General features: G+C 46.5%; 6 protein-coding genes. 4 read left to right on the forward strand and 2 right to left on the reverse strand.

Going from position 1 to position 12521, the window contains the following annotated elements; translation table 11 throughout:
• The first annotated feature begins 59 nt into the window (after nt 1–59).
• Entirely contained in the window at nt 60–1832 is a 1773-nt protein-coding gene (locus G8759_RS08640; protein ID WP_167207030.1) for a hypothetical protein, read from the forward strand.
• A 22-nt stretch (nt 1833–1854) separates the two neighbouring features.
• Here G8759_RS08640 and G8759_RS08645 read toward each other — a convergent pair whose 3' ends face one another.
• Together G8759_RS08645 and G8759_RS08650 are read right to left on the reverse strand one after the other, a co-directional pair.
• Nucleotides 1855–2499 carry a response regulator gene (locus G8759_RS08645; RefSeq protein ID WP_167207032.1) on the reverse strand — a complete coding sequence of 215 codons (645 nt, stop codon included), beginning with the start codon at nt 2497–2499 and terminating at the stop codon, nt 1855–1857.
• Nucleotides 2489–5665: a sensor histidine kinase gene (locus G8759_RS08650; RefSeq protein ID WP_167207035.1), complete on the reverse strand. Its 3177-nt coding sequence runs from the start codon at nt 5663–5665 to the stop codon at nt 2489–2491. Before G8759_RS08650 ends, G8759_RS08645 begins: the two co-directional genes overlap by 11 nt.
• A gap of 139 nt (nt 5666–5804) precedes the next feature.
• Between G8759_RS08650 and G8759_RS08655 the strand changes: the two genes are divergently transcribed.
• The 3 genes from G8759_RS08655 to G8759_RS08665 all read left to right on the forward strand — a co-directional run bounded on the left by G8759_RS08655 (nt 5805) and on the right by G8759_RS08665 (nt 12515).
• A complete protein-coding gene (locus tag G8759_RS08655; protein WP_167207037.1) occupies nt 5805–5981 on the forward strand; it encodes a DUF1059 domain-containing protein in 177 nt (58 codons plus the stop codon).
• Nucleotides 5982–6427: 446 nt separating this feature from the next.
• Nucleotides 6428–8695: a GEVED domain-containing protein gene (locus tag G8759_RS08660; RefSeq protein WP_167207039.1), complete on the forward strand. Its 2268-nt coding sequence runs from the start codon at nt 6428–6430 to the stop codon at nt 8693–8695.
• A 694-nt stretch (nt 8696–9389) separates the two neighbouring features.
• Nucleotides 9390–12515 carry a SusC/RagA family TonB-linked outer membrane protein gene (locus G8759_RS08665; RefSeq protein ID WP_167207041.1) on the forward strand — a complete coding sequence of 1042 codons (3126 nt, stop codon included), beginning with the start codon at nt 9390–9392 and terminating at the stop codon, nt 12513–12515.
• The last annotated feature ends 6 nt before the right edge of the window (nt 12516–12521 follow it).

Genomic DNA, 12521 nt, shown 5'->3' on the forward strand with positions numbered 1-12521 from the left:
GACTAGGCAGAAGTGCTCAGTCAGCTAGTCCGCAATTTGACTAATATAGACTCAATAAAATGGAAGCTATTTCAAGAAAATCATTTTTACAGCAATGCCTATGGTTTGGTACAGCCATTAGCTTTTCTCCGTTCGCAGCACAGGCATGGAACGAAAAAAGAATGGACGATGATTTCTATCAGAAGCTAGTTCTTGCCAATGCAAAAGAGGTTGCCCGAGTGGTACAACTGCTGGCGACCGATATTACGCAGGTCAGACGACGGTTGGGATACGATCTGGCTAATGTTGCCGCTGCTTTTTGTGAACCAACATCGCAATACTACCAGTCGGCGGAGTTGATCCCCTACCTGACAAAGATGGCTCGCGCTTTACTGAAAGCCCAGCATGCCGACGGAACGCTGGATTTTGGGAATTTAGCCTCACCACCCGATACCGCTTTTATTTTAGAACCTCTTTGTGCGGCAGCCACCATTCTGAAATCGAACAATACGGCTGCGTTAAACGAAGTAAAAGGGCTACTCCGGGAATTTATTGTGAAAGCCGGAGAAGCCCTCCGGACAGGTGGCTTGCATACGCCCAATCATCGTTGGGTAGTGTCGGCGGCACTGGCAAAAATAAATGCCCTATTCCCCAAGCCAGGCTATGTAAATCGGATTCACGAATGGCTTTCAGAAGGTGTTTATTGTGATAGCGACGGTAATTTTCTGGAACGAAGCATGAATTATTCGGCCGTGATCGATCGATCGTTGATTACGATTGGACGATTGCTTCCCCTGCCAGCCTTGTTTGAGCCCGTTCGTAAAAACCTTGGCCTGGTTTACTTTCATGCAGAACCCAACGGCGATTTAGTAACGAACGATTCACGAAGACAGGATCAGTTCTCATCCGTAAGTATTCTGAATTTTTATCATGACTTCTACTATCTGGCTATCCGGGATAATAACCCCGAATTTTCGGCCATTGCAAAGTATATCGAAACACTTAATGGGTTCAACGACAGAGTTCTAACGGATTTACTGGTTTATTTTTTAGAAGAACCGCTCTATAAAAAAACGCTTCCTGAACCGAAAGCACCTCCGGCTACTTTTGAAAAGTTTTTTAAAGGGACAAACCTGGTCCGAATCAGGCGGAACGACATAACCACCACGCTTTTTGGTGGAACTGATTTCCCGATCATTATTGCTTCTGGCCGGGCAAATAGCCCCAATTTTTTTGCGTTCAGAAAAGGGGAGGCCATTCTGAAATACATGCGCTTTTCAACAGATTTTTTCAATACTGGCTATTTCCATAGTCAGGGAATTGTTCATTCGGCGGGTAAGTATGTGTTACACCAAAAAATAGAAGCACCTTATTACCAGCCTTTACCGGATAAATTTAAACGGGCGGATGGCAATTATACCCATTCGCAAAGTACGGATGGCCGATTCTGGAATAAGATGGATTTTCAGCATAGGCCGCAGAGCAATATAAATACCTTAGAAACTACGATCAGTGTCGAAGAAAAAAACGGGTCGAATGAACTGAACTTCAGTGTAGAAGGCACAGAGGGGGTGCATGTAGTAATTGAGTTTTGCTTTAAAGAAGGCGGAACGCTGACCGGACTAAAAAAAATAGAAGGTGGCTCAGATAATTATTCGTTGGAAAGTGGCTCCGGTGAATATCGCTATGGTAACGATTCGATAAAATTCGGGCCGGGCGTCTTCAAACACGCCAGTCTTAGTGGACTTGAAGGGGAGATGTACAGCTCTCATTTCGGAAGTTTGCGAACAGACGGTATGCATGTCTTCCTTACTGGCATTACGCCGTTTTTGCATACGATTGTTGTAGGATAGAATGCGGATATGTGCTTCCTGCCTATAAGCCCTGTTCATTGGCAAACTGAATCAATTCAGATAGTTTATTGATGCCTAACTTGTAGTAAATGTTCTTGCGATGGGTTTTAACGGTTTGCTCCGATAGAAAGAGTTGATCAGCAATCTGACTAGTTGATAAACTATTGCGTATCAAGTTGATAATTTCGAGTTCGCGTGGGGTTAAATTAAACTGTTTGATGAACTTGTCCGTTTCATACAGGTTCATGATCTGATCATTAATGGGTTTATCAAAATACGGCCTTCCGCTGATCACACTTTCCAGACAGGCTAATAATTTATCCGGGGAAGCACTCTTGAGCAGGTAACCGGCTACACCTACCGTTTGTAGTTCCTCGATTAGCTTCTGGTAACTGTACATCGTAACGATCACTATGCGCACTTTAGGAAACTCAAGCCTGATTTGGCGAGCGATTTCAATTCCATTGCGATGCGGTAGGTTGATGTCAAGGAGAACCAGATCGGGCTGAAGCTTATGGATAACCGGAATCACATCACGACCGTCGTATACCTGACCAATGACAGTATAGCATGTGCTGGCTGTTGTTAATAAAGTCCGTAACCCATCGCTGAACAATTGATGATCATCGGCGATGAGAACAGTTGTTGAAACGACCTTATTTAGCATAGTTTTCTGCCGGCTGCCCATTAGGAACAGTCAGGGTAATGGTTGTCCCGTTTATACCCGCGTCAACCAGTAACTCGGCGTTGAGATAATTGGCCCGTGAGCGAACATTTCGCAAGCCAAGGCCATCCAGTTGATTCTCCTTCGTACGATTACCCCGTCCATTATCTTCGATCATTAAAGATAGGTACTTGGGATGAAAAAGCAATTGAACCGTTATGGCTGAGGCTTGGGCGTGCTTGAGCGCATTAGTTACGAGCTCAATAGCGATGCGGTAGATAATCAGTTCGTTTTCAGGGTCAAGTCGACATTCTTCCCCGAAGGTAACAAACAAAAAGCGCGTAGGACTACTGCCATCCAACCGTTGAATTGCCTCACGGAGGATTTCGGTTAAGCCAAGTTTGCGGAACTCAGGCGGCATCAGATTATGGGAGATCAATCGTAAATCACGAATGGCCTTTTCCAGTAGATTGATGGGATTTTGTAATCCATTCGTGGCGTAGGCCCTCATTTCCAACTGCCCTTTAATAGTAGCCAGCGTACCGCCAAGGTCATCGTGCAGATCTGCGGCCAACCGTTGCCGTTCTTCTTCCTGCACCTTAAGAACACGTTGTAGGTCGGCCTTTTGTCGCTTTAATTTAGTGTGTGTATAACGACGAATCGAAAAGATAGTCAGCAGCAGTAAACCCATTAGGGAAGTCAGGCGAAACCAAGTTGTTTCCCACCAGGGTGGCTGGATAATAATGCCAAGCTGTTGTTCAACCCAGGGACCATCCGAATTAGCCCCCCGTACACGAAATGTATAGGTACCTGGTGGCACATGTAGATATGAAGCAAGGTGATCAGGCCCGGCAACATGCCAACGCTGATCAAAGCCGTCCAGCTTAAATTGGTGACGATTCGTCTCCGGGCTCTGATAATCCATGTAGGTGAACCCAAACGAAAGGTCATTCTGATTGTAGGCCAGTTTTAGTGGATGAACAAATCTCTGCTTTGATCCATCCTGTGGGTTGGCGCTGGGCTGGGCCGTCTGGCCATTGACACGAATGTGAGTAATTACCGTTTTAGCGAGCCGTACCCGATGCTGGATACGATTTGGGTAGAAAGCATAATAACCCATGCGATCGCCAAAGAATATTTGCCCATCGGGGGCCTTATAGCCTGAGAACTCCCACATCGTACGCCCATTAACGCCCTGCAAGTGCCCATAGCGGTTGACTATATTTCGATTCGGTATGAAGTTTAAAATCCCCGACAGGTCACTGATCCATAATCCGTTATCCGTATCAAGTTGAACGCTGGTAATATTTGTGGGTTTATTCAGATCAGTAGGAAAAGCAGGCTGAAAGTGATCGGTAGACCGGTCATAGCGAAAAAGACCACCGACGCCACTCACCCAGATTATGCCCTGATGATCCTCAACCATGCCCGTTACCCGCAAACCAGGCAGGTATCGGCGAAATGAACGAGTAGCGTGATTATAGCGATTAACGCCCCCTTTGAAGTAACCACCTGCCCAGAGCGTACCAGTATGATCTTCGAGCAAAATAGGAATACCATTGTCGCTCAGCGTCGTCGAGTCAAGTGGATTGTGCTGATGATGGATAAAGTGGCCTGTTGCAGGATCAAACTCATCCAGACCCTGAGTGGTCCCTAGCCAAAGCTTACCATACCGATCTTCGCGAATCACATGCACGTTGTCGGTAATCAACGAAGGAATGTCTTTTCGACTGTGAGGAAACTGATAAAATGTTTGGGTTGTCGAATCATACCGATTCAGTCCAGCCCCTTTGGTGCCAATCCAGATGGTACCCTTTCGATCCTGATATACCTCTCTGACATCATCTGAACCTAAATTGGTTGGTTGAGCAGGGTTATGTTTAAACCACCCCCCAGCCCCGGTTATACGATCCTGATACTGTAGACCGGTGGCGGTACCAATCCATAGTTTACCGGAGCGATCCTGCCAGAAAGCATGCGCAGTTGTTCCAAGATGCGTAAAGCCGATCGTTGATTGCGTTGGAACGATTCTGTATAAACCTCCATCAAAGGTGCTGACCCAGTGAACGCCGTCTGCTGACGTGAAAAATGCCCAGGGTCCATTTTCCTGAAACGAATTGGCTTGACCGGGCTGTGCTTCCATATGCTGCACCTGGCGCAGGACTGGATCGTATCGGTTCAGGCCGTTCTTGTAGGCGCCAATCCAGATATCCCCCTTCGAATCTTCCTGAATAAAGGAAACGCCATCGGGTTCGCGGGCGGCTTTGTTTTTTAGAAAAGGTCGACTTAAACGGTCCGGCCGTTTGGCATCATATGGATACCGGGTAAAGTGGCCACGTTTGCGGTCCATTGTATGTAATCCATCTCCGTACGTGCCTACCCAAAAGGTGCCCCGGCTATCTTCGTAAATGGCGCGAACCTTATTGTCGGCCAGACTGCTCGGGTTGTCAGCCTGATGAAAGAAACGCATAAATGTCTTAGAAACCGGATCAAATTTATTGAGCCCACCCGCATTGACCGATGTTTGTCCCCATTCACTACCCGTACCGATCCAAATTACTTCATTTCGGTCTTCATACAAAACCCTGACCTGATCATTGCTCAGCGAAGTCGGGTTAGATGGATTGTGTTGATAGCGAGTGAACTGACCCGTACGACGGTCCATCCGATTCAGTCCTCCGTGGGTACCGATCCAGAGATGCCCTTTCTTGTCTTCGAGAATGGTCGTTACTTCGTCATGGCTGAGACTGGTTGAGTTGCGTGGATTATGCCGATAGTGCTTGAAAGTACCAGTAGCCGGATCAAATCGGTCGAGTCCTTCACCCATCAGGCCGATCCAAACATACCCCTGCCGGTCGCAGTACACCACTTCAGCTTTATCTCCTCCCAATGAGTTCGGGTTGGTAGGATCGTGTAGGTAAGCCGTATAGCGATGGCCGTCAAACCGGTATAAGCCCATACCGCCTAACCAGATATAACCCTGTTGATCCTGAGTAATTGTGGTCAAGCGTACCCAATTGATGTTTTCGGGTGGAATAACCGGATAAATTAAATGCGATTGCCCTCGTCCCTCTCCCAGGGAAAGATTAGCTACCCATCCGGCTATAAAAAGCAGTCGGCATGACCAAAATTTAACTAACCAGCTGATACGTAGGAAAATATCAATCATAAATGCAACCTGGAAGAGGCACCGCAAAGTAAGGCGTCAGGCAATACAATAAAAATACCACAAAAGTGGTATAGCGCGGCAAACATCCCGATTAGACCTTTACCAGCATAAGACTCTATTCAAACCAATCACAGCTATCATGAAAGTTTTACACTGCCAGGATGTTGGGTTCGATTGCGCTGGTATTATCCGTGCTCAACATGAAAGCGACATTCTGGAGCTGCTAGCTCAACATGCCGAGCTCGTACATCAGGTAAAGCTTACCCCAGAACTGGTCGAACGGATTAAGAGACTTATCTGTGATGAAGCCTATTGAAGCAAATCGAGTTCCTGGATCAACCTTTGCTTTGTTTAGCCGGCGTCACGGGTACGTATCACGGTCTTTTTATCATCTGTCAGAATGCGTTATATGGTTAACGTTCCAGGTCAGGATTTTGCAAAACAGTTAAAGCAACAGGTTTACCCAGGCTGCACATTATCGATTGATGTATATTGTTGATTGTCAAAGATATATCCAGTTGCATCCCGAATTTTTATGTCACCCTCTGGCGAATCATCCTCTTATGAAAAAAACTTTTACTGGTCCTGCTTCTATCCGTTAAGTGTCTGGCCCAGCAACAACCAGATAATTTGCCCTGTGGAACGGCTGCACCGACAAGAGAGCAACTAAAACAAGCCGAGCAGATATACCGCGAGTTTGCGAAAAGTACAAAGAGTGCCAGAGAAACAGCTGGGATTATTTATCTGCCCGTTCGATTCCTAATGATTCGAAAATCGGATGGGAGCGGTGGGGCCGATTTGGGTAGTATTAACGCTGGATTTGCACAACTGAACGGCCTTTTCCTGCCGTCTGGTATACAATTTTACATAGCTCCCAATGGCTTAAAAGAGGTTAATAGCGATCGGCTATACGATATAAACACCAGCGAAACAGCAGCAGAGATTTATTCTCTTATGTTGCCTAATGCCATTAACGTGTTTGTAGTAAATTCAGGCAAAGACATTATCAACCCCGTTTTTGCTGGCCAGGCACCCCTCCCTGCCACTAGTGTAGAAAGTAACTGGATTGTTATCGATTACCATTACCTAACGAACAAACTTACACTCCCTCATGAGATGGGGCATTATATTGGCCTATATCACCCTCACGATAACCTTATTGGAGGACCCAGAGAGTTGGTAAATGGATCGAATTGTGCTATTGCATCCGATCAGGTTTGCGATACACCTGCTGATCCTTTTGACTTGGTTAGGGTGCCTGTAGGGCAACAACCAATTACTTGCCAGTACACTTATGACATCAAAGATGCGAATGGTGAGCTTTACAACCCTCTACTGAATAATATAATGAGTTACTGGTTTTGTCCGCCTTATACTTTTACGAGTGGTCAGTATGAACGACTTAAAACAGTAGGTATTGCCGGAAGAATCAACCCTCGTAACCAGTATTCGCTCAACGCGCCCGCCAGTGATGTAACGCCCCCCTTACTATCAATTGTTACCAGCATTGGACCCTTAAAGCTAATCTGGCAGGATAAATCGGATAATGAAACCGGGTTTATTATCGAGCGTTCTACCAGTCCGGTCGACGGGTTTGTTGCTGTCGATGGGGTTGCCCCTAACAGCAGCCAGTGGTTCGACACTTCGGGGACAACAGGCATTAATTATTATTATCGGGTGAAAGCGTCGAATTCATTAAACTATAGCAATGTACAGAATGGGAAGCCAGGATATTGTTTGCCTGTACACCGGGACGTCTACAGTTGTACGTCTGCTGAGGGTACAATTGGTTTAGAGTCGTTGACCATCTGGTCGCCCGGAAAAACGGCTGTCCTGCTGTCCTCTAAAGGGGTTTGCAGCCAGGACGGAAATGCATACTCTGACCTGACGAATCGCCCAGCCATAAAACTTACCACTGACGTATCGTACCCGTTTCAGGTGGAATCGATGCGGATTCAGGGTGGTCAGTCAAAGGGAGCCATTTACCGAACACGAATCAACATCTGGATTGACTTAAATCAGGATCAGGTTTTTTCTACCGACGAACGGCTCTACCTATCTCCCCTTCGCTGGAATAGCACGATAACGGACCTTTCTGGAGATTACCCGAATCCCCTCCTTGAAAATCAGTTCATCATTCCGGCATCGGCAAAGTCAGGATTAACCCGTATGCGAATCAGGATTGGCACGCCCGTCTTTACGGGAAACCTTGAAACGGCCTGCGAACAAATTGATGGGGAAACAGAAGATTATTTAGTTGACATAAGCAATTTAATCTGTCAATTGAGCACGACTATTACCGGAAGCACAACGCTATGTCAGGGCAACAGTACATTACTCAGCGTTATGACATCGGGCGGGCAAGGCAATTTAACCTACGTCTGGACTTTAAATGGCAGTGCAACTGGCACCAGCAGCGCTACACTTACAGCAGCCGCCACAGGTAATTATGGTATATCAGTAACAGACACCAAAGGGTGCGTGTCGAAAGCGATTGTTGATGTACTAGCGATCCAAGTTCCAGAAGCACGTATTACCGCTCAGGGCAACCTGGATCTATTGCCAATGGGTAGTGTAACCCTCAGCGCCAGCACAGGGGCGGAAGTAAACTATCAATGGAACTTGAATCGTACCGCTATTGCCGGAGCTACCAGCAGTACGTATCAGGCCAATCAGGCAGGTACGTATACTGTAGTGGTCGCCAGAAGAAGCTGTACCGCTACATCCGATGGAATTACCGTTAATCTGATTACAACAGTTGAGCCAGTTACTGTTGGAAATATGGTAGTAGAGATATTCCCAAATCCAGGGAAAAATCAAATGCAGGTGATTTTTCAGCTAGTAGCTCCGTCTACAGCAACCCTACAGCTTATTGATAGCTATGGGCGAGTGATTCAAGTGTATAAAGCTGAAACTCCAGTTACTCATCATCATTTCCAGTTAAACTTATTGGGTAATCCGGCTGGGGTATATTTTATTAGAAGTATTTCGGAAAAGCAGCAGACTATGAACAAGATATTCATAGAATGATCTCTTAAAGGGCAGAAAATTCGGAGTAAATCAAACGGTTTTTGTATCTGTAGCATACGAATTGTCGATTCATCTGGCACATTTCCGTACTGAATTTATAATTGGGATACGAGTGCACAGCTTCGGCTGAGCAGAATCAGTTAGATTATTCATAATACCGTGTCTCTGATACGGGTACGTCAAGGCATTTGGCCAATAAAACGTTATTTCTCCATACAGTATAGGCCATCGTGCGGATAGTTAGTCGGATAACTATCCGCATCTTCTTTTGTCCTGTTCGCCGATACAAGTTACAAACCTCAGCAAAGCTGAAGCAACTGTTTTAGTCTATCGTCCTGTTTACGCTACCTCTCGGTTACCATCCTTCACACCTTTTCGATTCACCTGGTAAGACGAGAGCGTAAGTTAGGGCAATACTATCACGATGTTATAGTATGATTAAGGCTACTGTATTAGAATAAAATTACAGGAACTGTCTTTTCGTAGAAAATCATCATTTGTACTTTTTTTAGATCGAAAGATGCTAAGGGTTAAAGAGATACGATTTTGTATAATTATTTGATTAGCTGGTGAAGTTGAAATAGTTCTATAAAAAAATTAATAAGTGAAAAAATTTGACAATTTATGTTTAACCCTATAGTATTGTAATGTTGAATTGTAATTTATCTATGATAAATAAAATTACTAAACCCTTATGGATAACCTTTCACTCTATCGAAGCAAGGCCTGGCTATTGGGATGGGTATGGCTATTGACAATGAGTCAATTAGTAGCTCAGTCTACTAATTTGATTACTGGGCAAATAGCCGACGAAACGGGCCAGCCGTTACCTGGTGTTACGGTATTGGTTAAAAATACCAGTAATGGAACTACGACGGATGCTAAAGGTGCGTATCGCCTGTCGGTCCCGGTGGGCAACGATGTATTGATTGTTTCTTATGTAGGTTATGCAAGCCAGGAGATCAGCATCAATAAGCGCTCTGTAATCGATGTTCGGTTAGCTCTTGATAATAAAGCCCTGAATGAAGTGGTTGTCGTTGGTTACGGAACGCAGCAGAAACGCGATTTGACCGGTGCTGTGGCATCCGTTTCGTCAAAAGACATTCAACGGCTACCGGTATCCGGGCTGGATCAGGCGTTGCAGGGTCAGGTATCAGGGTTGCAGATTTCGTCTACATCCGGTGCACCGGGAGGCAATACAAATATCCTCGTTCGGGGGATTGGCTCCGTTTCCGGTGGGAATGATCCTTTGTTTGTGATCGATGGATTTCCGGTTAATAACGCCGGTGTTGGCAACCCGCTGAATATGATCAATCCAGGTGACATTGAATCCATTGAGGTCCTGAAAGATGCATCGGCTACGGCTATCTATGGCTCACGGGGTTCCAACGGGGTAATTATTGTAACCACCAAACGGGGCAAATCAGGTCAGGCTCAGATTACGGTCGATGCGTATACCGGCATTCAGGAACCCGCCCTTCTCCTGAAGATGATGAACACCCGGCAGTTTGCCGAATTCGTCATAGAAGGGCATAATAACGGCTGGCTCGACAACGGTGGTCCCAACGCCAAAATTACAGACCCAAACAGTGTCCGTTCGACATCCTATCGGATTCCGGAGGCCTGGCAGGATCTGAACAATCTGCCCAAAGTTGACACCGACTGGCAAAAGGTAATCTTCCGTACGGCGCCCATCCAGAACTACCAGATCAGCGCCGTAGGAGGCAATGAAAAAATGAGGTATGCGCTTTCGGGCGGTTATTTTAATCAGAAAGGAATCCTCATCAGTTCGGGCTTTGAGCGGTTTTCTGCCCGGCTGAACCTCGATGGTCAGCTTACCAAACGACTGAAGGTGAGCATGAATCTGGCTCCGACCTATACCAGCACCGACAACGTACCCTCAACAGGGCATTATGGAGATTACAATATCGTTGCCGGAGCCCTCTCCATGCCTCCCATGATTCCGGTGTATAACCCCGACGGTTCATACGGCAATACGTTCGACTTAACGAATCTAGGTATGGGTGCGATTCCGAATCCGGTTAAGGTCGCTAATGAATATAAAAGCACGAATGCACAGTTCCGGATATTGGGCAATCTATTTGGCGAATACGAGCTGCTAAATGGTCTGAAGCTAAAAGTGAGTGTCGGTAGCGATATCAACTATTACAACACCAACACCTTCAAGCCCTCTACACTGTCGACAAGCGCTTCGGTGTCGCCTGCTACGTCCAGCATCAACAATACGTCGGACATTAACTGGTTGAATGAGAATACATTGAATTACCGACGTACAGTCAATGCCCATTCGATTGACGCCCTGGCTGGGTTTACCATTCAGAAATCAACGACAACCTCGACCACAACCTCAGCGACTAATTTTGCGGATGATCTGCTTGAAAACATCAACGGTGGGCAAATTACAGGCGGGAGCTATACGGTTGGGCAATGGTCTTTACTGTCTTATCTGGGTCGGGTCAATTATGCCTACAATGATCGTTATCTGTTCACGGCGACCATTCGGACAGACGGCTCATCGCGCTTCGGGTCGGCCAATCGCTGGGGTACGTTTCCGTCGTTCTCGGCTGGCTGGCGATTGTCGGAGGAGCCTTTCTTCAAAAATCTTAACCTGTTCGATGACTTCAAAATCCGGGCTGGATACGGACTTTCGGGCAACAATGCCATTGGCAATTATCGGTATTTAGGGCTTCTTTCGGCTACTAATTACGTGTTGGGTAACACCCAGGTTCCGGGACTTTCGCAAGGCAGTTTTACCAACAATAATTTGGGATGGGAAACCAGCAAGCAGGTCGATATTGGACTGGATCTGGCGTTCTTCAACGGACGACTGCAATTCACGGGCGACTATTACAATCGTCGGAATACGGATATGTTGCTCAACAAAGCCATTCCATCTGTAACGGGTTACACCTCGGCCTGGGTAAACATCGGTGAACTTGAAAACAAAGGAATAGAACTGGCTCTTTCTGGCAAGCCGCTGGCTACGAGTAATTTGCAATGGACAAGCAGTTTCAATATTACCTTCAACCGCAATAAAGTACTGCGGCTTGGTTCGGAGGGCGAGCAGCTATTCTCCGACGGAGGACGCGGGGATGTGAGCATTACCCAGGTAGGACAACCCATCGGGAGTTTTTACGGGCATCTCGTCGAGGGAATTTTCACGACACAGGAGCAACTGGCTACACACGCTACCCAGGCGGGGGCTAAGCTGGGCGATTTCATGTATAAAGATGTGGATGGCAATGGTGTAATCTCCGATGCTGACCGAACGATTCTGGGTAATCCGCAGGCAAAAGCGTATTATGGCTTCAACAACACCTTTACGTATAAAAACTGGTCGTTAAACATCCTGCTTAACGGCGTACAGGGACGCGATGTGTTCTGGGCAGGAGCCGTGTTTGTGCGTGGTTATCATGGCGTACAGAATAATCTGGCCGAGGTAATCGGGAATTACTACAAATCACCCTCGCAGCCTGGCGATGGCCAGTCTCCCCGGATCATTCGGGGTGCGCTGAACAACAACCTGCGGTACAGTTCATTCTTCAACTTCGACGGTTCGTATCTGCGTGTTCGTAATGTGACGCTGAACTACAATTTGTCTCAGAAACTGGCCAAACGGCTTGGTATGCAGGGTGGACGGGTTTACCTGACCAGCAATAACCTCTACACGTTTACGAAATACCCCGGTTATGATCCTGAAATCAGCAACTCCGGCGACAATATGCTGGCTGCTGGCATCGATTATCTGGGGTACCCGCCCGCCCGTTCCTACACGCTTGGTTTAAGTTTAACCTTCTGATCAGAC

The sequence above is a fragment of the Spirosoma aureum genome (assembly GCF_011604685.1).
In the GTDB taxonomy this organism is placed as follows: domain Bacteria; phylum Bacteroidota; class Bacteroidia; order Cytophagales; family Spirosomataceae; genus Spirosoma; species Spirosoma aureum.

What these genes read in the sequence shown, in the direction of transcription:
- G8759_RS08650 (WP_167207035.1), bottom strand. Translation starts at nt 5,665, where the DNA reads ATGATTGATATTTTCCTACGTATCAGCTGGTTAGTTAAATTTTGGTCA.
- G8759_RS08665 (WP_167207041.1), top strand. Translation starts at nt 9,390, where the DNA reads ATGGATAACCTTTCACTCTATCGAAGCAAGGCCTGGCTATTGGGATGG.
- G8759_RS08655 (WP_167207037.1), top strand. Translation starts at nt 5,805, where the DNA reads ATGAAAGTTTTACACTGCCAGGATGTTGGGTTCGATTGCGCTGGTATT.
- G8759_RS08640 (WP_167207030.1), top strand. Translation starts at nt 60, where the DNA reads ATGGAAGCTATTTCAAGAAAATCATTTTTACAGCAATGCCTATGGTTT.
- G8759_RS08645 (WP_167207032.1), bottom strand. Translation starts at nt 2,499, where the DNA reads ATGCTAAATAAGGTCGTTTCAACAACTGTTCTCATCGCCGATGATCAT.
- G8759_RS08660 (WP_167207039.1), top strand. Translation starts at nt 6,428, where the DNA reads ATGATTCGAAAATCGGATGGGAGCGGTGGGGCCGATTTGGGTAGTATT.